Genomic DNA, 19,492 nt, shown 5'->3' on the forward strand with positions numbered 1-19,492 from the left:
AGCGATCAAGCGAGGCGGTCACCGTCGGCGCGCCAGGCTCCGGTCGTCCCAAGCGGGACGTCAGTGCGGCCGCCCACGGGTCACACCTCAGACACAGACTGCGAGGAAGACCCCCGATGCGTACCCTGCCACTGTTGCTCGCCCTACCTGCCGCCCTGGCCCTGCTGAACCGCACCTCGTCCCGGCGTACGTCGCGGCCCGATCCCCAGCAACTGAATGGCCGGACCATCGTCGTCACCGGCGCGTCCAGTGGCGTCGGCCGCGGTGTGGCCCTGGCGCTGGCCCGGCACGGAGCCAATCTGGTGCTGGCGGCGCGGCGGACCGAAGCCCTGGAAGCCCTGGCGGTGGAGGTACAGGCGCTGGGCGTCGCGGCCCTGGCGGTGCCGACCGACGTCGCCGACGTGGCGCAGATGACGGCGCTGGCCGAACAGGCCGAGCAGCGCTTCGGTCGCATCGACGGCTGGATCAACAATGCCGGCGTGGTAGCGGTGGGCCGCTTCGAGGAGATCCCGCTGGACGATCACCTGCGCCTGCTGGATACCAATGTGAAGGGGGTGGTGATCGGCAGCCATCTGGCCCTGCAGCGCTTCCGCCGCCAGGGCTATGGTCGGCTGGTCAACGTAGCCTCGGTGGACGGCGAGATTCCCCATGCCTATCAGGCCACCTATTCGGCATCCAAGGCTGCGGTGCTCAGCCTTGGCCGGGTCCTGCAGCAGGAACTGCGTCGCGGGCGGCAGCCCAACATCCAGTTGTCGACGGTGCTGCCCTGGGCGCTGGATACCCCGATCTGGGGCCATGCGGCCACCTATACCGGCCATCGTCCCGATCTGCCGACCAAGGACACTCCGGACAAGGCGGTACAGGCCATCGTCAAGGCGCTGCTGCAACCGCAAAAGGAGATCACCGTGGGCTACAAGGCGAAGATGGCCTACTGGGGCCATCGCCTGGCGCCGGAGCTCAACGAACGCTTCACGGCCGCTGCGGTGCAGCGCGCCGAGATCGACTGGAATCCGGTCAAGGCCGACACCTCGGGCAACCTGCAGCAGCCCGATCAGGCTGGACGGACGATCCGGGGGTCGAATTTCTGAGGGGGGGTGTCTGAGCTAGTGCCAGGATGCGTCCTGCGCCCCATCCCTTGTTTCAGGACCCACGATGGTCAGCTCACCCTGGGGCGTAAGGGCGGTCTGCAGCGCCCTGGCCAGGGCAGGCTGGGTGCAGAGCAGGGCGGTCGGGGCAATGCCGATCAGTGTAGCGGCAAGCTCCGGCCAGCAGGCGGGAGCCGCCGGATCGAGCTCCAGCCGGGGCAGTAGCGCCAGCCCCTCCGCCAGCATGACCTGGCAATGCGCCTGCAATTCGGCGTCGGCCTCGGCGGCTGGCCGTTGCTGAGGGGTCACCAGCAGGATCCGACGATGCCCGAGCGTCAGTAGATGCTGGGTGGCGAGGGCGATGCGCTGGCCGTGCGCTGCGGCGGCGCGACCGCGGGTCGACGTGGCAACCAACGCCACGCGTGCCGAGGGAGTGACTCCAGGGGTGCGCAGGCGGAGGGCGGGGCGGGTATCCATGGATAGGCCTCTGCCACGAGGTGGCGGTCAAGAGGCCCAGCGTGCCGGATGCGGATGGCAGCTTCATGACAAACCGCAGCCGCTTTCTCACCGCGGTACCCGCCAGTGACCCTGGCATCGTGAGTCGACGTAGACGCCTTGCGTTCTCTATCGAGGCGGCTAGCCTGAAGTGGGTGACGTTCCTTCGGGAGCCTGTAGATGAACAGGTTGCATGAACGCTTGGCCAAACTCGATCCGCCCGTGCGCCACGAGCTGGAGCGGCGCAACGACGGCCTGCTGATCACCCTCATCGAGCCTGATCACAATGTGCGGGTCTCGCGGTTGCTCAAGGCGGACGACATGCGCGAGGTCGAGCAGGTGAATCTGATCCTCCTGCACGCCATCAACGAACTCAGGCGCAAGGGCGCCCAGGTGCCCCTCGACAAGGACACCGTCCTGCTGACGCGCTTGCCCGGTGCTGGCGTCGGCACCCCCGGCTGAGTCGCACCTAGTCCTCCAGCTCCAGATCCAGCAACGCCGCGCCCAGACCCTTGCCATGGGCATCCAGGGCCAAGGAGCGAGTGACGCCACCGCGCAAGGCGCCTGGCAGCACGAAGTTCAGCGCGCCCAGGGCGGGTAGCTCGTAGCGGCGAACGGGCGCGGCATCGGTCGGGCGGCTGTCGGCAAACCAGGCCGCGACCCGTTCGGCGGTTAGGACCTGGCGCAGGCGGTCGAAATCTTCCCGACGATAGGCGATCACCGCCATGTTCGAGGTGTCCCCCTTGTCGCCGGTACGGACGTGGGCAATCTCGCGTACTTTCATGGCAGCGTCTCCAGATCCAGGGTGGTGGTGACGGCGGTTCGGGGCCAGAGCAGCGAAGCCACGGCGATGACCTCGCGCACCGCCTTGGTCGCACCGCCGCCGCCCGCTGGGCCATTGGTATAGAGGGTTTCCACCTCGTTGCCGATCTGCACTGCCGCCGAGCGGGTGGCGCAGCGGCCAACGACCCGCAGCCGTACCTCCCAAGGTTCGCCGGAGGCCTGGGCAGCGAGCGTCTCTCCGTGGAGAGCGTCGCAGCCGATCAGCTCACAACGTAGCTCTTCGACCGGTACGCCGCAGAGTTGCAATCGCTCGCGCACCACGGCACCGGCCAACCGGGCGCGGGCGACGGCGCCGGGACCCGCGTAGGAGAGCTGGCCCTCGCCGTGCCAGCCGTCGCGATAGCCCACCGACACCTTGAGCTGGTCCGGCCACGCGGTGCCGCGAGCGCCGCTCACGACGACCCGATCCGGACCCACTTGCTGCAGGGCGACGCCGGAAAAGTCGGCGGTCACGTCCGGCGTCAGATAGGCCGCTGGGTCATGCACCTCGTAAAGCAACTGCTCGGTGCAAGTCGCCGGGGTCACGCAGCCGCCGGAACCGGCCACCTTGGTAATGGTGGCGTGGCCATCGGAGTCTACTTCCGCCAGGGGGAAACCCAGGCGGGCGAGGTCCGTGACGTCCTTGTAGCCTGGGTCAGCGAAGTAGCCGCCAGTGACCTGGCCGGCGCATTCCAGGAGATGACCGACCACGGTGCCGCGTCCGCGCCGCTCCCAGTCATCCGCCGCCCAGCCGAACTCATGCACCAGCGGTGCCAAAAACAAGGAAGGGTCTGCCACCCGGCCGGTGATAATGACATCGGCGTCGGCTTCCAGGGCCTGGACAATGCCGTCCACTCCCAGGTAGGCATTGGCCGAGATCACGCGGTCGCCCAGTTCGGCCAGGGTCTGGCCATTGTCGAGCAGGGCGTCGGCCGGCAGCTGGGCCAGCACATCGTCGCCGGCTACCGCGGCGATCTTGAGCCCTGTGACGCCCAGCTCCCGGGCCAGGGCGGCGACCTTGCGCGCCGCGGCGGTCGGGTTGGCGGCGCCCATGTTGGTGATCACCCGCAGGCGCGGACGATCCGCCTGGCGCAGCAGTGGCAGGATGCGGCGCATCCGCGCCTCCAGCAGCGGATCGAAGCCGGCCTCGGGATCGGCCAGTCGCGCCTGTTGCGCCAGGGCGATGGTGCGTTCGGCCAGGCATTCGAACACCAGGTAGTCGAGGCGACCGTGCTCGGCCAGTTCCACGGCGGGTTCGATGCGGTCGCCGGAATAGCCGGCGCCACAGCCGATGCGAAGGAGACGGGTCATCTAGAAGACTCCCAGGAGCAGGGCGGTCAGGGTCATCAGCACCGAGGCCGCGAAGAGGAAGGGGATGGTGAATCGTTGGTGATCGGCGAGGTCCAGCTTGCACAGGCCCACCAGGAGGAAGGTCGCCGGGGTCAGGGGGCTGACCGGAAAGCCGGTGGTGTGCACCCCGAGCAGCGAGGCCTGGGCCACCTGCACCGGATCCACGCCTAGGTTGCGGCCGACCTCGGCGATCACCGGCATCACGCCGAAGTAGAAGGAATCCGGATCGAACAACAGGCTCAGCGGCATGGACAGGAAGCCCACCACCGCCGGGATCAGTTGGCCATGCCCGGCCGGGATACCGGCCACCGCCACCTGGGCCATGGCCTTGAGCATGCCGCTGCCCTGCATGATGCCGGTGAAGACGCCGGCGGCGAAAAGGATGCTGGCCATGGTCAGGGCGGTCTTGGCGTGGGCGTCGATGCGCGCCTTCTGGGCGTCCACCGAGGGGTAGTTCAGGCACAGCGCGGCCACGGTGCCGAGCATGAACATCACCACCGGATCGACCCAGCCGGCGATCATCACGCCCATCACCACCAGGGTCAGCAGCAGATTGATCCAGAAACGCTCTGGGCGGCGCAGGGCGCGCTCGGCCTCGCTGAGCACCCGCTCCGGCGCGGCACCGGCGCCACCGCCGGCGAGCCAGGGTGCCTGGCCGGCCAGGGTCAGGCGCTTCTCCTCGCGGCGCCCGAGCCACCAGGCACTGGCGAAGACGAAGGCCAGGCCCACCAGCTGCACCGGGATCAGCGGCTGGAACAGATCGGCCACGGGTACATGCAGGGCGGCGGAGGAGCGCAGCACCGGCCCGGTCCAGGGCAGGAAGTTGACCCCGGCAGCCATGGCCGCGACGCAGGCCAGGATGCGGCGATCCAGGCCCAGGCGGGTATAGAGCGGCAGCATGGCGGGGATGGTCACCAGGAAGGTCACCGCGCCGGAGCCGTCCAGGTGCACCAGCAGGGCGAGCAGGGCGCTGCCGCAGACGATGCGCGTCGGCCGGGTCCCGACGGTGCGCAGGATGCGGTCGATGATGGGATCGAGCATCCCGGCGTCGGTCATGATGCCGAAGAACAGGATGGCGAAGACGAACATGCCGATCACCGGGGCGACGCCCTTGATCCCGGCGATGATGAAGGCGCTGGTGCCCAGGCCGAAGCCACCGATCAGGGCGGCGGCAATAGGGATGACGATGAGGGCGACCAGGGGCGAGACGCGTTTACTCATGACCGCGACGAGCAACGCGAGAATGGTGACGACACCGAGCAGGGCGAGCATGGCGGACTCCTTGGACCGTGGCACGGCAAGCAGGCACACGGGAGGTTTTGTTATTGTGCCCGCAGTATTCGAAGACGGCCGACGTCCTGTAAATTGGAATCTTCCGAAGCAGCGTTCAGAAAAACAAAATGAAGAATCTGCTCCAGCACGTGCAGGCCTTTCTCGCTGTGGCCCGTCATGGTTCCTTCGCCCGCGCGGCCGAGGAGTTGCACCTGTCTCCTCCGGCGCTCACCGTGCAGATCCAGCAACTCGAAGCGTGGCTGGAAGTTCAGCTGCTGGAGCGCACCCCGCGGCGGGTCCAGCTGACCACCGCGGGTGAAGAACTGCGCGGCCCCCTGGAACGGGTCCTGGTGGACCTGGGCGATGTCCAGACCCATGCCCGGGACCTGGCGGGCCTGCGTCGGGGGCGGATCACCCTGGCGGCCTTGCCGTCCTTCTTCATGGGCCCCTTTCCCGAATTGCTGAAGACCTTCCAGGCCCGTCATCCGGCCATCGAGGTCCGCCTGCAGGATGGGGTGGCCGGTAGGGTCGAGACGCTGGTCAGGGAAGGGCAGGTGGACCTGGGTATCGGCGTCCGGCCACGGGCCGTGGGCCTGGAGTTCCAGCCGCTGTATGTCGATCACCTGCAGCTGTTCGTCCCTCGCGACCATCCCTGGGCGGGCCGCGCCGAAATCACCCTGGGCGAACTCGACGCCGTACCCTTGCTGCTCACCGGTCGCGACAGCAGCGTGCGCGAATGCCTGGACTTCGCCTTCGCCGCCGCCGGCCTGCGCCTGGTGGCGGCGCTGGAAGCCAACTACATGAGCACCCTGCTGGCCCTGGTGGCAGCCGGCCAGGGCCTGGCCCTGCTGCCGGAGTCGGCGGGCGGCGAGGCCCCGGTGGTGGCCCTGCCGGTGCGCGGCGAGAGCCTGGCCCGGCCGCTGGGCATCCTTACCCCCACCGGCCGCAGCCTCACCCCAGCGACTCAGGCGTTCGTCGCGCTGCTGAGCGAATATTTGAGCAAGGCGGATTGATGGGCCGTAACCCTCGACGCCGCCCGCGCATCCGGGCAAGGTGGGCAGCTGTCTTCCTCGCCCGCTGGCCGTCATGTCCGATACCGATGAAATCACCCTGCGCAAGCTGGAGATCTTTCTGGCCTTCATGCGCAGTCGCAACCTGGCGCGGGCCGCCGCCGAGCTGGGCACCAGCCATGTCAGCGTGCATCGCGCCATCCACTCCCTGGAAAACGCCCTGCGCTGCCCACTGTTCAAGCATGAGGGGCGTACCCTGACGCCGCTGGATGGCGCCTTCGTGCTGGAGGCTCGGGCCGAGCGACTGATGCAGGACCTGGCCGAGACGGTCCGGCTCACGCGCCAGGCGGCGGGCTTTTCGGCGGAGCGCTTTCGCCTGGGGGCGCTGTACTCGCTGACGGTCAAGACCGTGCCCCAGCTGATCATGGGCCTCAAGCTCAGGCGCAGCGAACTCAACATCGACTTGGTGCTGGGTTCCAACGCCGATCTCGCCGAGCAACTGCACGACTTCAAGCTGGACGCCATGCTGGTGGCGCTGGACGACGCGGTGGTGGATGCCGACTGCGAGAGCGTCGAGCTGTTCAGCGACGACATCTTTCTCGCTGCGCCCAGTGATTCGCCCTTCGCCGACCAGGCCGAGGTGGACCTGCGCGACCTCTCGGGGGTGCCCTTCGTGACCCTGACCCAGGGCTTCGCCACCTTTCGCGACGGCCGCCAGGTGTTCGCCCAGGCCGGCTTCGAGCCGGAGGTGATCATGCAGGTCAACGACATCTTCTCGCTGATGAGCATGGTCAGCTCCGGGGTGGGCTACGCGCTGCTGCCGGGGCGGGTCGAGGCGGTCTACCAGAACCGCCTCAAGCTATTGCCCCTGGCGTCGCGCTATCGCCTCCAGCAGCGCATTGGCGCGGTGTTCCTGCGCAGCCGCGAGCGCGATCCCAATCTGCTGGCCTTCGTCGCCGAATGCCGGATGTATGCGCGTAATTAACCAACCAATGCCCGCACGCAGAAAAACAGCAGCGACGGCCCCAGCAGGCAGCCCAGGCCGGTGTGGAAGGTGGCGGTGAGGGCACCATAGGGCACCAGCCGGCGGTCGGTGGCGGCGAGCCCCGCGGTGACGCCGCTGACGGTGCCGGCCAGGCCGCCGAAGACCATCGCCGAGCGCGGATTGTCCAGCGCCAGCAGCCGCGCCGAGGCGGGCGTCGCCACCATGACGATGATCGCCTTGATCAGGCCGGTGGCGATGGACAGTGCCATGACGTCGGAGCTGGCGCCCAGGGCGGCGCCGGTCACCGGGCCGACGATGTAGGTCACCGCACCGGCGCCGATGGTGGTCATGCTTACCGCGTCGCGATAGCCGAAGGCCCAGGCCACCGCGGCGCCGACGATGAAGGGCAGTATGGTGCCGAGGAGCAGGGCCACGGCGCCGATCATCCCCGCCTTGCGTGCCTCCGTGGCCTGCACCTCGAAGGCGGTGGCGACGATGGCGAAGTCACGCAGCATGGCGCCGCCCATCAGGCCGATGCCGGAGAACAGGGCCAGGTCGGCCAGGCCTTTCTGGCCACCGGTGACGGTGCCCCCGACCCAGGCCAGCACCAGGCCGATGACGATGGCAATGGCCGAGCCGTGCACCCGGCCGAAGGTCAGGCGGCGCGAAAGGACCACCGAGACCCACATGATCAGGCCGATCAGCGCGAAGGCGGCGACCAGGCCGTTGTGTTGCAGGGCTTTGGTGACGATATCGTTCATCCTAGCGACCTCCGGCTGGCGCGGCATGGGCGACCACTGGCGCGGGTGCCACGGCGGCGTCCGGCAATGGGGGTAGCGGTTCGCCGCGATGGCTGCGACTGATCAGGGCGATGGTCACCCCGCAGATACCCACGGCGCCGACGGCCGCCAGCACTGCCACGGGTCCGCCATGCAGGGCGGTGACCACGTTCTGCTGGGCGGCCATGGCCACCACCACCGGGATGTAGAGCGCGCCCCAGAAGCCGACGCCGAATTCGCATTCCTTGCTCATGCCGCCATGCCGCTCCATGTAGAGCCGGGCGCAGATCAGCAGGAGCATGGCGATGCCCACCCCGCCGACATTGGACTTGACCCCGAGCAGGACGCCCAGGAAGTCACCGATGATGACGCCTGCAAGCATGCAGACGGCCAGGAGCGCTACACCGTAGATGATCATTGTTGTTGTCCTCGGTTGTGCTTGGGGTGGGGTGAAGCCTGGCCGCTGCGCCCGCTTTTACCCCCTCTCCCACGGGGAGAGGGCTGGGGTGAGGGCAGCCGCCGTATGGGGATTGCTCAGTCCAGTCGTGCCGCCTCCTCGCGCCTGAGCGCGTCCAGGGTGTCAGGATGGGTGTCCTGCCAGGCCAGCACACCGCTGGCGGGCAAGACGCGTTTGGCCAGTTGGCTGAGGACGCTGCCGGGCGCCAGTTCGATGGCCAGCCGCACGCCGCGCTCGCGAGCGGCTTCCAGGGTGGCGTGCCATTCGATGGGCCGCGCCATGTTGAAGGCCAGGTCGTCGCGCAACTGCTCGGCACGCACCAGCCGTCGTGCCGAGGTACCGCTCAGATAGGCCAGCCGGGGCGCGCGTAGCTCGACCTCGGCAAAGGCCTGATCAAGAGTCTGGGCGGCTTCGGCGAGCAGCGGGCAGTGGGACGGCACGCTCATGGCCAGGCGCTTGGCCGCCGCGGCGCCCTGGGTGCGCGCCGCCTCGGACAGCACTGCCAGACCGGCATCGCTGCCCGCGACCACGTATTGCTGCTCGGCATTGGCATTGGCCAGGTACAGCGGCGCGTCAGGCCGATAGTGATTGGCGACCAGGCTTTCCACCGTGGCACGGTCCAAACCAAGGATCGCCAGCATGCCGTAGCCCTTGGGATAGGCCGTCTGCATCAGCTCGCCACGAAGGGCCACCAGGCGCAGGGCGTCGGCGAAGTCCAGGGCCTCGGCCACCACCGCTGCGGCATAGGCACCGATGGACAGCCCGGCCACCAGCTGGGGCGCCGGTCCGCGGCTCAGCAGGCGCGCGGTGGCCACGCCGGCGATCAGCAGGCAGAGCTGCACGGCGCGGGTATGTTCCAGGGCCTGGGCGGAGTCCAGGTTTAAGGGATCGAGGTCCAGTACCGCGGCGGCCTCCGCCAGGGTGCGCCGGACCTCGGGGTCCTCGGGCAGGGCGTGCAGCATGCCGGGACGCTGGGCGCCCTGGCCGGGAAACTGGAAGAGGGTACTCATGCGGCGCGTGCCTCTGGCCAGGGATCGCTCACCAGCTGGGGACCGGTAGCGGCCTTGAGCAGCACGCGTGGGGCGTCTCCGGCCCAATCGGCCAGGGCCACGCCGCCGAGGGGGGTCTCCAGCAAGATGTCCAGGCGACATAGCGCCTGTGTTTGCAGGAACGCCAGCAGGGCCCGCGCCTGGTCGCGCGGCAGCGGGGCGGTGCAGCGGATCAGCAGATCCAGATCGCTCCCGGCATGCAGCGCCGGCCAGCCGGAGGCCAGTTCGTAGCCCGCAGCGCCGGTGGGGCCCCAGGGTAAGCCCAGGTCGTCCAGCCGGGTTTGCAGGCGGGCAAGGATGTCGAGGGGGGGTAGATCCCGGCAACCGTTTGTGATCCGCAGCTCTTCGGGAGACCGCCGCTGCAATACGGCAGCAGGCTGCAGCCAAGCCGCCAATCGCTCGGCGCGCGTGGTGCCGCGCAGGCCGACCGGGATGAGGCCCGCATCGGATACCGCCCGGCGGACCACCACAGGCAGGCCGGTCTGGGCTATTTCTACCGCCCAGGCGGGGGCCTCTGCAGGCAAGGCGTCCGGGGTGAGGCCCCAGAGGAGGTCGTGGGGGCGGTGTTGGGCTTCGCTGCGCTCAACCCAACCTACCTGAGCCTCGTAGGTTGGGTTGAGCGCAGCGAAGCCCAACGGGCCCATCCGCCCGCTCATCACGCGTTCCATCCCGCCCGTAGGCGTTCGCGTACTGCGCGAGAAGCCGCGCGATTGGCGCCGTCCTGACGTAGTTTGAGATCGGTGGTACCGCTGGCGAGCACATCGGCCTGGGCCTCGGCCAGGGCCTGGCGTACCTGCTGCAGATCTGCGGTCGAGGGCTGGTCGGGCTGGGCCACTTCCAGCTGTCGCCATAGCAGGCCCAGGGAGGCATAGCTGTCCAGATCGTAGGCCATGGGCGGGATGTCGGCGGCCAGGCGCTCCAGGTCTTCGACGCTGCGCAGGGTGACCCGCGCCGCCGAGGCCTTGCCCATGGCATGCACCTGCACCTGGGGATCGCGCAGGGCCAGCAGGCGATTGGCCTGGTAGCCGTGGGCGAGAAAGCCGCCGGACATGGCCTTGCCCATCAGCAGGCCCAGCACCGGGTGGCCGGCTAGGCGCGCCTCGGCGTAGGCCCCGGCGGCCCCGGCCAGGGCCTGGTGGATGCCATAGGCTTCCTCGCGGCGACCATAGGCCTGGCTGGGCACGTCTACCAAGGCGATCAGGGTGCGTTTCACCGGGGCGCCAGCATCCTCGGCGATGGCCTGCTGAATGGCTCGGGCCAGGCCCCAACCCTCCAGCAGACCGACCTCGCCCTGGCGGGCACGGGGGAAGGGATTGTCGGTATCGGGCACCACGGCCAGCCAGCGTGCGGGCCGGCCGGCCAGTTCGAGGTCGGCGACGCACAGGGAGGCGGGCAGGCCCGTGACGGTTTCACCCTGGCCGGCCAGGGCCTGGAACCAGGTCAGGCCGCGTTGCGAAGGCTGGGTGCTCATGGCTGGTCTCCGGCATAGAGGTGGCGGACCGCGGCGGCGTCCGCCTGGGGACGGGTGTCGAGATCGACGAGGCGCGTCAGGTAGTGGTCGGCCTGCTGGCTGCGCAAGGCGCCGGCAATGCCCTGGGTGAAGCCCTGGCGAATGGCGGCGGTCACGGCGGCGCTGTCGTCGGCGACGAAGACATCGGCCAGGCCCGTGGCGACCCGTTGCTCGCCGCCGGTCAGGCTCCAGATGAAGGGGCGGTCGCGGGAATCGTATTCCTCGATGCCGGCTTCCTGTTCGATCACCTGGGGGCCATTGAGCCCGAGGCGGGCCTCGCGGGTGACGATCAGTTGGGTGCACAGGCCGGCGGCGATGGACATGCCACCAAAGCAGCCGACGCTGCCAGCGATGACGCCGATGACCGGCTGATGCGCGCGCAAGGCGACGATGGCCGCCTGGATCTCGGCGATGGCGGCCAGACCCAGATTGGCCTCCTGCAGGCGCACGCCGCCGGTTTCCAGCAGCAGCACCGCGCGGGTCGGGGTGCCGGCGAGGTTGTCTTCCAGCGCCAGCTCCAGGGCACCGGCGATCTTGGCGCCGCCTACTTCGCCCATGCTGCCACCCTGGAAGGCGCCCTCGATGGCGCAGACCACCGCAGGCTGGCCGTCGATCAGCCCCTTGGCCACCACCACGCCGTCATCGGCCTGGCAGACGATGCCCTGCTTGGACAACCACGGCGACATCAGCCGCTCGAAGGGCCCGACCAGCTCGCGAAAGCTGCCGGCATCGAGCACCACACGGGCCCGCTCGCGGGCGCCGAGTTCGACGAAGCTGCGGCTGTGCAGCAGCTCCTGGACATCGGGAAGAGGGGCTTCAGCCATGGGTGCTTTCCTCCAGGTCGAGGGTTTCCAAACCCTGCTCCAGGCGCAGGCGCACCACCCCAGGGGTGGCGCCGAAGTCATGGATGTCCAGGGTCAGGGCCGGCAGGTCCTCGCGGGTAGCGAACAGCCGGTCGAAGAGGGCGCGCCAGCGAGGCTCGCTGCCGTTGACCGAGGTGGTCACCTTGAGGGTGAAGCCGGCGTTGGCGGGTTCGAGGAGGACTTCCAGGTCCCCCGAACCGACACAGCCCACCAGGGCGCGACCCTGGCGGCGCTGGCTGGCCGGATAGCTGCAAGTGAAATGTTCCATCAGAGGTCTCCAGGGAGCCGGGGCTCCAGGCGATCGACGAGAAGGGTGGCGGCCAGCAGATCGGCCGCGCCGCCGGGGGAGGCATTGGCGGCCAGCAACTGGCGGTCCAGCCTCAGCAGCTGGCGGCGCCCGGCGAGACTGGTGCTGCCCCCGGCCTGCAGCACGGCGCGGGCGCCCTGCTGCATGATGGTGAGGGCCGCGGGGCCGGCGCGGTGCAATACACAGGTATCGTCCAGCACGGTCATGATGGCCAGGAGTGCATCCAGGCGAGCGTTCTGCTCGCCGGCACCGGCCTGGCGGCTGGCGCGCAGCTGCGGCAGGCCGCGCTGGTGGATGGCGGGAAAGCCCGCGGCGGCCTCGGCCCGGGCACCGCCGACGCCATAGCGCTGGGCGACGCGCTGGCCATGGCTGGGCGCGGCCTGGGGCGCCGCCGGATCGGGCAGGCTGGCCAGGCGACCGGCCGCCAGGCATAGCGCTTGGGCAGAAGTCGGACGTTCATGTACCGCCGCCGTCACCAGCAGCCCCAGCGCCCAGATGGCGCCACGGTGGGTGTTGACCCCGCCGGTGACCTGCAGCATGGCGGCTTCGCCGTCACGCCCCAGTTGGCCGATCAGGCGGCGCAGTTCGGCGGCGGGCAGCCCTCGCTCTGCGGCTTCGGCCATGGCCTGGAAACAGGGCTGCAGGGCCTGGGCCGAGGTCAGCATCAGGCCAAGGCTGAGATCAGTGTGGGCGCCCTGGCCGCGGCGATCCACCAGGGCCGGCTTGGGCGAGAGTTCGGCTTCGTCCACCAGGGCGGATACGGCCAACTCGGCCAGGCGCTCGGCGGGCGATGAGGTACGGCGAGCGAGGGCGCGCATCACCAGCTCCTGAACTTGGCCGGGGGTTGATAGAGACCGCCGGACCACTCCACCAGCTCGCCTATGCTCTTGGCCGCGAGCAGCTCGCGACTGGCATCGGTGCGGCGGATGCCGAGGTCTTCGGGCAGGGCCACCAGGCCTTCATGGCGCAGGCGGCGGGCCTCGGCGGGATCGCTGCGCAGGCCAATGGCGGTGACCCCGGCCACGGCGGCGATCATCGCCCGCCGTTCCTCCAGCGAGCGCGCCCGGTAGAGATAGGCGATGCCTTCTTCGGTGAGCAGATGGGTGACGTCGTCGCCATAGACCATGATGGGCGCCAAGGGCATGCCACTCTTGCGCGCTACTTCCACGGCATCCAGGGTGTCGACGAAGGTGGGTTTGCCGCCTTCTTGGAAGGTCTCGACCATCTGCACCACCAGCTTCCTACCACGTTCGAGCAGGGCGGGCGCGCTGTCACCGGTCTGCTGCCGCATGTCCAGCCAGGCCGGGGTGGGGTGACGCCGACCGTGCGGATCATGGCCCATGTTGGGCGCGCCACCGAAGCCGGCCAGGCGACCCCGCGTCACGGTGGAGGAGTGGCCGTCGCCATCCACCTGCAGGGTAGCGCCGATGAAGAGGTCCACGGCGTACTGACCGGCCAGCTGGCAGAGCAGCCGGTTGGATCTCAGCGAGCCATCGCGACCGGTGAAGAAGACGTCCGGGCGCTGGGCGATATAGCCCTCCATGCCCAGCTCGGTGCCAAAGCAGTGCACGCTTTCCACCCAGCCACTCTCGATGGCCGGGATCAGGGTGGGGTGGGGATTGAGTGTCCAGTGCCGGCAGATCTTGCCCTTGAGGCCCAGGCGCTCGCCGTAGGTGGGCAGGATCAGCTCGATGGCGGCGGTGTTGAAGCCGATGCCATGGTTGAGCGACTGCACCTGGTGGCGTTCGTAGATGCCGCGGATCGCCATCATCGCCATCAACACGTGCACCGGCTTGATGTGGCGCGGATCGCGGGTGAACAGCGGCTCGATATAGAAAGGCCGGTCGGCCACCACCACGAAGTCGACCCAGTCCGCCGGGATGTCCACCCGTGGCAGCTCGGAGACATCGTCCACCAGCTGGTTGACCTGGACGATGACGATGCCGTCGCTGAAGGCCGCCGGCTCGATCAGCGCCGGGCTGTCCTCGGTGCTGGGGCCGGTATAGATGTTGCCTGCACGGTCGGCCATGAAGCCGGCGCTGAGCACCACCTTGGGAATCAGGTCCACCAGTAGCCGGGCATAGAGTTCGATGTAGGTGTGGATGGCGCCGACTTCCAGTAGGCCGTCCTCCAGCAGCTGGCTGATCCTCAGGCTCTGGGTGCCGGCAAAGGAGAAGTCCAGCTTGCGGGCGATGCCGCGCTCGAACAGGTCCAGGTGCTCGGCGCGCCCCACGCTGGGCATGATCATGTGCAGGTCGTGCAGCCGGGCCGGATCGACCTGGGCGAGGCTGCGGGAGAGGAAATCGGCCTGCTTCTGGTTGTTGCCTTCCAGCACCACCCGGTCGCCGGGGGCCAGCAGCTGTTCCAGGGCCGCGACGATGGAGGCGGTGGGCAGCACCTTGCCATCGGCCAGCGCGGCCACCCGGTCCAGGCGCTGCTGCTTGTCGCTGCGGCGCCTGGCGATCCGAGCCGGTGGGGAGGATGTCGTTGTCATTGGGGTCTCCACGAATCACCTGTCGTGGAGTCACCCTAGCCTTCGACTGCCGGGCGTTCAATCAACCTGAGGACGGAAACGTTACGCTGAAGTTAACGGTTGTAGGGGTCGGGCCATCGGGCACAGCACCCCAATGGCCCATGCCCGCTTAGGCCTTGTCGACCGGAGTGAAGACCGTGGTGGTCTTGGAGAACCAGCTGGTGGGGGTCACGTCCACGTTGGCGTTGTCGTATCTCAGGCTGTTCTGCACCTGCTTGAGCGTGAGGTTCGCCTGCCAATATTGCTCGTGGCCCAGCTCCTGGTTGGCCCGGTGCACCAGGTCCAGGGTTTCCTGGGCCGGCAGCACGGCGGTGGAGTAGTCGACGTCGACGCCGGCTACCTTGAGGATCGCGCCGGCGCCCTGGGTGTCGCCCTGCTGGATCTTCTCGTTGGCCTGGGCCACGGCCTGGTTCTTGGCCGGGGTGGCGACATAGTCGTCACGCAGCGCCATGCCGCTCCAGATCGGCAGCCAGGACGTGGCCTTGGCGTCCTGCGCGGAGACCTGCATGAGTTTGCCGTCCTGACCGCGCAGGTCCCTGGCCGACTTGAGGTAGGCGGTCTTGTCGGTCTGGGCGGTCTGCAGCGCGCTTTCGGCGGCGGCCAGTTGCTGCTTGGCCTGATCGACATGGGCCTCGAAGAGATCCTGGCGGGCGGCGACCACGTCCATGAAGGCCTGCTGGCCCTGCTGGGAGATCGCCGGCAGAGTGGCGACCTGCTGGGTGGCGATGTCGGGTCGGGTGTCGGCCAGGGCGGCGGTGGAAAACACCGAGGCGAGGGTCAGGACGAGAAGGCTCTTGGCGATACGACGATTGAGGTTCATGTGCTTCTCCCGGAGACGAAAGTGACTGGAACCGCAGAGGTATCAGGCGGGACTGCGAGATACCGTGGGTTCAGTGTCGATCCGGTGAGCTTAACGAACGCTTAGCAGGCTATCGGTAGGTGTAAAACGATGTTTCGGACGCTGGAACGGAAACAGCGCCCGCCCCGGAGAGTCCGGAGCGGGCGCTGTTGGCGGGCCGAGGGGCCTAGCGCACCAGGCAGGGCTTCTTGTTATCGAAGGTCCAGTTGGGCGAGAGGAATTGCATGGCCATGGCGTCGTCCCGCGCGCCCAGGCCCTTGGCCTTGTACAGCTCATGGGCGCGGGCGAGGGCGTCCAGGTCCAGCTCCACACCCAGGCCACCCTGCTGCGGCACCTCGACCAGGCCGCCTTTGATCTCCAGCGGCTGGCGGGTGAGGCGTTGACCATCCTGCCAGATCCAGTGGGTGTCGATGGCGGTGATCTTGCCCGGCGCCGCGGCGGCGACGTGGGTGAACATGGCCAGGGAGATGTCGAAGTGGTTGTTGGAGTGCGAACCCCAGGTCAGGCCCCAGTCGTTGCACATCTGCGCCACCCGCACCGAACCCTGCATGGTCCAGAAGTGCGGATCGGCCAGGGGGATGTCCACCGATTGCAGCTGGATGGCGTGACCCATCTGGCGCCAGTCGGTGGCGATCATGTTGGTGGCGGTGGGCAGGCCGGTGGCGCGACGGAACTCCGCCATGACTTCGCGACCGGAGTAGCCGTTCTCGGCGCCACAGGGGTCCTCGGCATAGGCCAGCACCTGGTGCTGGTCGCGGCACAGGCGGATGGCTTCCTTGAGCGACCAGGCGCCGTTGGGGTCCAGGGTCACGCGCGCCTCGGGGAAGCGCTCGGCCAGGGCGGTGACCGCCTCGATCTCGGCGTCGCCGCTGAGCACGCCGCCCTTGAGCTTGAAGTCCTTGAAGCCGTAGCGGTCATAGGCGGCCTCGGCCAGGCGCACCACCGTCTCGGGGGTCAGGGCCTCTTCGTTGCGCACGCGGAACCAGGCGTCGTCGCTCTCGGCTTCGCTGCGATAGTCCAGGGTGGTCTTGTTGCGGTCGCCGACATAGAACAGGTAACCGAGCATCTCCACGGCATCGCGCTGCTGACCTTCGCCGAGCAGGGCGGCCACCGGCACCTCCAGGTGCTGACCGAGCAGGTCGAGCAGGGCGGCTTCGATGGCGGTCACCGCGTGGATGGTGACCCGCAGGTCGAAGGTCTGCAGGCCACGGCCGCTGGCATCGCGACCGGCGAAGGCCTGGCGGACCTGGCCGAGGATGCGCTGGTACTGGCCCAACGGCTGGCCGATCAGGAACTGGCGGGCGTCTTCCAGCGTCTGGCGAATGGTCTCGCCGCCGGGTACTTCGCCCACGCCGGTACGACCGGCGTTGTCCTTGAGGATCAGCACGTTGCGGGTGAAGTAGGGGCCGTGGGCGCCGCTGAGGTTGAGCAGCATGCTGTCCTGGCCGGCGACGGGGACGACCTCCAGGGAGGTGACCACCGGGGTGCCGGTGTGCAGGGCCGGGGTGGCATTGAATTGAGTCATGGTCGGGCTCCTTGTCGATCAGCGAGAGGTTTCAGCGGCGAGCGGGGCTTCGGCGGGCGGCGTGGGTACCCCACGCAACTCGACGCGCTTGATCTCGCCCACGACGAACAGATAACTGATGGCGGCCACCAGGGCATTGGCGCCGACGAACACCAGGGCCATCTTGAAGGAGCCGGTGGCGGCGATGATGTAGCCGATGATGATCGGGGTGGTGATGGAGGACAGGTTGCCGATGGTGTTGAACAGGCCACCGGAAAGGCCGGCGATCTGCTTGGGTGAGGTGTCGGACACCACCGCCCAACCCAGGGCGCCGATACCCTTGCCGAAGAAGGCCATGGCCATGAAGCCCACCACCATCCAGTCGGCGTCGACGTAGTTGCAGAGGATCATGCTCATCGACAGCAGCATGCCGGCGACGATGGGGGTCTTGCGTGCCACGCTCAGGCTGTTGCCGCGACGCAGCAGATAGTCGGAGATCACCCCGCCCAGCACACCGCCAATGAAGCCGCAGATGGCCGGCAGGGAGGCGATGATGCCGGCCTTGAGGATGGTCATGCCGCGTTCCTGCACCAGGTACACGGGGAACCAGGTCAGGAAGAAGTAGGTGAGGGCGTTGATGCAGAATTGGCCCAGGTAGATGCCGGCCATCATGCGATTGGTCAGCAGCTGGCCGATGTAGCTCCACTTCGGGCCTTCGCTCTTCTTGCCGGGGGTGTCCAGGTCGACCAGACCGCCGTTGCTGGCGATGTACTCGACTTCGGCGGCATTGACCCGGGGATGTTCACGGGGGCTGTAGATCACCGCCATCCAGACCGCCGAGAAGGCGATGCCCAGGACGCCCATCACCACGAAGACGTGCTGCCAGCCGAAGTGATAGACGATCCAGCCCATCAGCGGTGCGAACAGCACGGTGGCGAAGTATTGCGCCGAGTTGAAGATCGCCGAGGCGGTACCGCGCTCCTTGGTGGGGAACCAGGCGGCGACGATGCGGGCGTTACCGGGGAAGGAGGGCGCCTCGGCCAGACCGACCATGAATCTCAGGGCGAACAGCAGGAATACCGCGGTGCCGATGCCGAATTCACCGATGTAGCCTTGCAGCAGGGTGAACACCGACCAGGTGAAGATGCTCGCCGCGTAGACCTTCTTCGAACCGAAGCGATCCAGCAACCAGCCGCCGGGGATCTGACCGAGCACATAGGCCCAACCAAAGGCGGAGAAGATGTAGCCGAGGGAGACGGCACTGATGCCGAGGTCTTTTTGCAGGGCGGAGCCAGCGATGGAAATGGTGGCGCGGTCGGCATAGTTGATCGTGGTCACGACGAACAGCATGAACAGGATCAGATAGCGGACGCGCGTCTGCTTGGTTTCTTGCATGGAGAGCTCCCACTGGTTTGTTTTTGTGTGCGGGCGGAGATCGAGCAGCGGTCTTATGTTGTAAGTCGTCTGACAACGATAGCGTTATCATTAAACAGATAACGCTATCATTCAACCGGTAAATCTGTGGTCGGGTGCAAAAAATCCGTTAGGAGCTCTGGCGCTCGATGAGAACGAAACCGGTGTCGAGGTTGACCGCGGTCCGCTCTCCGGCGAGCCGGTCGAGCAGCGACTGGGCGACGCTGCGGCCCATGACATCGGCGTTGACGCTGACGGTGGACAGCGCCGGGGTCGCGAAGCGGCCATTGGTGGTGTCGCCGAAACCCATCACCGCCAGCTGCTCGGGAATGCGCAGGCCGCGGCTGTTGGCCTCGGCCACCACGCCCAGGGCCAGGGTATCGGAGCTGCACAGCACCAGTTCCGGTGGCACCGGGCGTTCCAGCAGGCGCGCCAGGCCGATCCGGCCGACCTCCCAGGTGGCGGGCAGCGGCAGCACTTCCATGGGCACTTCGCCGATACCCAGCTCGGCCAGCCGCGCCTGCAGCGCCAGGTTGCGGCGCATGGCGCGGGGATCGTCCACCGAGATCACCCCGAAGCGGCGATAGCCGCGGGCGACGAAGTGATCCGCCAGGGCCATGCCAACCTGCTCATGGGAAAAGCCCACCTGCATGTCCAGGGCCTCGGCGCTCAGGTCCCAGGCTTCCACCACCGGGATGTTCAGGGCCGCCAGCCGCTCGCGACTGGCCGGGGTGTGCAGGGTGCCGGTAAGGACGATGCCATCGGGCCGGCGGCCGAGGATGGCTTCCAGCAGTTCCTCTTCCTTTTCCGGTGAATAGCCGGTGGGACCGATCAGCGCCTGGTAGCCCGCCTCGGTGAGCCGCTCCATGATCGCCTGCACCACGGTGGCATAGATGGAATTGGCGATGGTGGGCAGCAGGATGGCCACCAGGCGACTCTTGCTGGAGGCGAGGCTGCCCGCCAGCAGATTGGGCACGTAGCCCAGCTCCTTGACCACCGCCAGGACGTGCTCGCGAGTGGCGGCGCTCACCAGACTCGGCCGATGCAGCGCCCGGGACACGGTGATGGGCGACACCCCGGCGGCGAGGGCGACCTCGCGCACGGTGAGGGGCAGCTCGGTGGTGCCATCGAGCTGGGCGAGTTCGCGTCGGGACTTCCTGGCCAAAACGGGTCCTTGGATGAGAGAGACCGCCATTATG

General features: G+C 68.1%; 21 protein-coding genes. 4 read left to right on the forward strand and 17 right to left on the reverse strand.

All coding sequences use genetic code 11. From position 1 onward, the window contains the following. Window positions 1-116 precede the first annotated feature (116 nt). Window positions 117-1,088, forward strand: a complete 972-nt coding sequence (locus tag LRS53_RS04655; protein ID WP_231355114.1) for an SDR family NAD(P)-dependent oxidoreductase — start codon at window positions 117-119, stop codon at window positions 1,086-1,088. 15 nt (window positions 1,089-1,103) lie between these two features. On the opposite strand, the gene LRS53_RS04660 is transcribed toward LRS53_RS04655, so the two are convergent. Continuing rightward, entirely contained in the window at window positions 1,104-1,562 is a 459-nt protein-coding gene (locus LRS53_RS04660) for a substrate-binding domain-containing protein (RefSeq protein WP_231355115.1), read from the reverse strand. Window positions 1,563-1,760: 198 nt separating this feature from the next. Between LRS53_RS04660 and LRS53_RS04665 the strand changes: the two genes are divergently transcribed. Continuing rightward, window positions 1,761-2,042 carry a hypothetical protein gene (locus LRS53_RS04665; protein WP_064309489.1) on the forward strand — a complete coding sequence of 94 codons (282 nt, stop codon included), beginning with the start codon at window positions 1,761-1,763 and terminating at the stop codon, window positions 2,040-2,042. 7 nt (window positions 2,043-2,049) lie between these two features. On the opposite strand, the gene LRS53_RS04670 is transcribed toward LRS53_RS04665, so the two are convergent. The 3 genes from LRS53_RS04670 to LRS53_RS04680 are packed head-to-tail and all read right to left on the reverse strand — an operon-like array spanning window position 2,050 to window position 5,063. Further along, window positions 2,050-2,364, reverse strand: a complete 315-nt coding sequence (locus LRS53_RS04670) for an AtuA-related protein (RefSeq protein ID WP_160922585.1) — start codon at window positions 2,362-2,364, stop codon at window positions 2,050-2,052. Continuing rightward, the gene (locus LRS53_RS04675) at window positions 2,361-3,713 is read right to left on the reverse strand and encodes an acyclic terpene utilization AtuA family protein (protein WP_231355116.1); all 1,353 of its coding nucleotides are present in this window, start codon (window positions 3,711-3,713) and stop codon (window positions 2,361-2,363) included. Before LRS53_RS04675 ends, LRS53_RS04670 begins: the two co-directional genes overlap by 4 nt. Then, window positions 3,714-5,063, reverse strand: coding sequence for a CitMHS family transporter (locus LRS53_RS04680; RefSeq protein ID WP_331275288.1), 1,350 nt, complete (start codon window positions 5,061-5,063; stop codon window positions 3,714-3,716). It lies immediately after the preceding gene. Window positions 5,064-5,152: 89 nt separating this feature from the next. Between LRS53_RS04680 and LRS53_RS04685 the strand changes: the two genes are divergently transcribed. Together LRS53_RS04685 and LRS53_RS04690 are read left to right on the forward strand one after the other, a co-directional pair. Then, window positions 5,153-6,037, forward strand: coding sequence for a LysR family transcriptional regulator (locus LRS53_RS04685; RefSeq protein ID WP_231355117.1), 885 nt, complete (start codon window positions 5,153-5,155; stop codon window positions 6,035-6,037). A 73-nt stretch (window positions 6,038-6,110) separates the two neighbouring features. Further along, window positions 6,111-7,019, forward strand: a complete 909-nt coding sequence (locus LRS53_RS04690) for a LysR family transcriptional regulator (protein WP_231355118.1) — start codon at window positions 6,111-6,113, stop codon at window positions 7,017-7,019. Here the strand turns inward: LRS53_RS04690 and madM are convergent. The 13 genes from madM to LRS53_RS04755 all read right to left on the reverse strand — a co-directional run bounded on the left by madM (window position 7,016) and on the right by LRS53_RS04755 (window position 19,458). After that, the gene (madM, locus tag LRS53_RS04695) at window positions 7,016-7,780 is read right to left on the reverse strand and encodes a malonate transporter subunit MadM (protein WP_231355119.1); all 765 of its coding nucleotides are present in this window, start codon (window positions 7,778-7,780) and stop codon (window positions 7,016-7,018) included. The two genes, LRS53_RS04690 and madM, sit on opposite strands and share 4 nt — an antisense overlap. 1 nt (window position 7,781) lies before the next feature. Continuing rightward, window positions 7,782-8,216: a malonate transporter subunit MadL gene (gene madL / locus LRS53_RS04700; RefSeq protein WP_231355120.1), complete on the reverse strand. Its 435-nt coding sequence runs from the start codon at window positions 8,214-8,216 to the stop codon at window positions 7,782-7,784. A 116-nt stretch (window positions 8,217-8,332) separates the two neighbouring features. Next, window positions 8,333-9,265, reverse strand: a complete 933-nt coding sequence (gene mdcH, locus LRS53_RS04705; protein WP_231355121.1) for a malonate decarboxylase subunit epsilon — start codon at window positions 9,263-9,265, stop codon at window positions 8,333-8,335. Further along, on the reverse strand, window positions 9,262-9,960 hold the full coding sequence (locus LRS53_RS04710; protein ID WP_231355122.1) for a malonate decarboxylase holo-ACP synthase: 699 nt from the start codon (window positions 9,958-9,960) through the stop codon (window positions 9,262-9,264). Before LRS53_RS04710 ends, mdcH begins: the two co-directional genes overlap by 4 nt. Next, window positions 9,960-10,775, reverse strand: coding sequence for a biotin-independent malonate decarboxylase subunit gamma (mdcE, locus tag LRS53_RS04715; protein WP_231355123.1), 816 nt, complete (start codon window positions 10,773-10,775; stop codon window positions 9,960-9,962). The genes LRS53_RS04710 and mdcE overlap by 1 nt, the downstream gene beginning before the upstream one ends. Further along, on the reverse strand, window positions 10,772-11,638 hold the full coding sequence (locus tag LRS53_RS04720; RefSeq protein ID WP_231355124.1) for a biotin-independent malonate decarboxylase subunit beta: 867 nt from the start codon (window positions 11,636-11,638) through the stop codon (window positions 10,772-10,774). The genes mdcE and LRS53_RS04720 overlap by 4 nt, the downstream gene beginning before the upstream one ends. Next, window positions 11,631-11,945 carry a malonate decarboxylase subunit delta gene (locus tag LRS53_RS04725; protein WP_231355125.1) on the reverse strand — a complete coding sequence of 105 codons (315 nt, stop codon included), beginning with the start codon at window positions 11,943-11,945 and terminating at the stop codon, window positions 11,631-11,633. The genes LRS53_RS04720 and LRS53_RS04725 overlap by 8 nt, the downstream gene beginning before the upstream one ends. After that, window positions 11,945-12,802, reverse strand: a complete 858-nt coding sequence (locus LRS53_RS04730; protein ID WP_231355126.1) for a triphosphoribosyl-dephospho-CoA synthase — start codon at window positions 12,800-12,802, stop codon at window positions 11,945-11,947. Before LRS53_RS04730 ends, LRS53_RS04725 begins: the two co-directional genes overlap by 1 nt. Beyond that, a complete protein-coding gene (gene mdcA / locus LRS53_RS04735) occupies window positions 12,802-14,478 on the reverse strand; it encodes a malonate decarboxylase subunit alpha (RefSeq protein ID WP_231355127.1) in 1,677 nt (558 codons plus the stop codon). Before mdcA ends, LRS53_RS04730 begins: the two co-directional genes overlap by 1 nt. Before the next feature lie 148 nt (window positions 14,479-14,626). Next, window positions 14,627-15,337, reverse strand: a complete 711-nt coding sequence (locus LRS53_RS04740) for a YfdX family protein (RefSeq protein WP_231355128.1) — start codon at window positions 15,335-15,337, stop codon at window positions 14,627-14,629. 205 nt (window positions 15,338-15,542) lie between these two features. Then, window positions 15,543-16,901 (reverse strand): glucarate dehydratase, encoded by a 1,359-nt coding sequence (gudD, locus tag LRS53_RS04745; RefSeq protein WP_231355129.1) that lies wholly within the window; start codon window positions 16,899-16,901, stop codon window positions 15,543-15,545. Window positions 16,902-16,919: 18 nt separating this feature from the next. Beyond that, entirely contained in the window at window positions 16,920-18,275 is a 1,356-nt protein-coding gene (locus LRS53_RS04750; protein ID WP_017640446.1) for an MFS transporter, read from the reverse strand. Between the two features lie 148 nt (window positions 18,276-18,423). Then, entirely contained in the window at window positions 18,424-19,458 is a 1,035-nt protein-coding gene (locus LRS53_RS04755) for a LacI family DNA-binding transcriptional regulator (RefSeq protein WP_173147610.1), read from the reverse strand. Between the last annotated feature and the right edge of the window lie 34 nt (window positions 19,459-19,492).

The sequence above is a fragment of the Pseudomonas sp. PLB05 genome (assembly GCF_021106615.1).
Lineage (GTDB): Bacteria > Pseudomonadota > Gammaproteobacteria > Pseudomonadales > Pseudomonadaceae > Chryseomonas > Chryseomonas benzopyrenica.

Bases quoted from the DNA above. Each gene is read 5' to 3' on its own strand.
- LRS53_RS04655 (WP_231355114.1), top strand. From the start codon at position 117: ATGCGTACCCTGCCACTGTTGCTCGCCCTACCTGCCGCCCTGGCCCTG.
- LRS53_RS04660 (WP_231355115.1), bottom strand. From the start codon at position 1,562: ATGGATACCCGCCCCGCCCTCCGCCTGCGCACCCCTGGAGTCACTCCC.
- LRS53_RS04665 (WP_064309489.1), top strand. From the start codon at position 1,761: ATGAACAGGTTGCATGAACGCTTGGCCAAACTCGATCCGCCCGTGCGC.
- LRS53_RS04670 (WP_160922585.1), bottom strand. From the start codon at position 2,364: ATGAAAGTACGCGAGATTGCCCACGTCCGTACCGGCGACAAGGGGGAC.
- LRS53_RS04675 (WP_231355116.1), bottom strand. From the start codon at position 3,713: ATGACCCGTCTCCTTCGCATCGGCTGTGGCGCCGGCTATTCCGGCGAC.
- LRS53_RS04685 (WP_231355117.1), top strand. From the start codon at position 5,153: ATGAAGAATCTGCTCCAGCACGTGCAGGCCTTTCTCGCTGTGGCCCGT.
- LRS53_RS04690 (WP_231355118.1), top strand. From the start codon at position 6,111: ATGTCCGATACCGATGAAATCACCCTGCGCAAGCTGGAGATCTTTCTG.
- madM (WP_231355119.1), bottom strand. From the start codon at position 7,780: ATGAACGATATCGTCACCAAAGCCCTGCAACACAACGGCCTGGTCGCC.
- madL (WP_231355120.1), bottom strand. From the start codon at position 8,216: ATGATCATCTACGGTGTAGCGCTCCTGGCCGTCTGCATGCTTGCAGGC.
- mdcH (WP_231355121.1), bottom strand. From the start codon at position 9,265: ATGAGTACCCTCTTCCAGTTTCCCGGCCAGGGCGCCCAGCGTCCCGGC.
- LRS53_RS04710 (WP_231355122.1), bottom strand. From the start codon at position 9,960: ATGAGCGGGCGGATGGGCCCGTTGGGCTTCGCTGCGCTCAACCCAACC.
- mdcE (WP_231355123.1), bottom strand. From the start codon at position 10,775: ATGAGCACCCAGCCTTCGCAACGCGGCCTGACCTGGTTCCAGGCCCTG.
- LRS53_RS04720 (WP_231355124.1), bottom strand. From the start codon at position 11,638: ATGGCTGAAGCCCCTCTTCCCGATGTCCAGGAGCTGCTGCACAGCCGC.
- LRS53_RS04725 (WP_231355125.1), bottom strand. From the start codon at position 11,945: ATGGAACATTTCACTTGCAGCTATCCGGCCAGCCAGCGCCGCCAGGGT.
- LRS53_RS04730 (WP_231355126.1), bottom strand. From the start codon at position 12,802: ATGCGCGCCCTCGCTCGCCGTACCTCATCGCCCGCCGAGCGCCTGGCC.
- mdcA (WP_231355127.1), bottom strand. From the start codon at position 14,478: ATGACAACGACATCCTCCCCACCGGCTCGGATCGCCAGGCGCCGCAGC.
- LRS53_RS04740 (WP_231355128.1), bottom strand. From the start codon at position 15,337: ATGAACCTCAATCGTCGTATCGCCAAGAGCCTTCTCGTCCTGACCCTC.
- gudD (WP_231355129.1), bottom strand. From the start codon at position 16,901: ATGACTCAATTCAATGCCACCCCGGCCCTGCACACCGGCACCCCGGTG.
- LRS53_RS04750 (WP_017640446.1), bottom strand. From the start codon at position 18,275: ATGCAAGAAACCAAGCAGACGCGCGTCCGCTATCTGATCCTGTTCATG.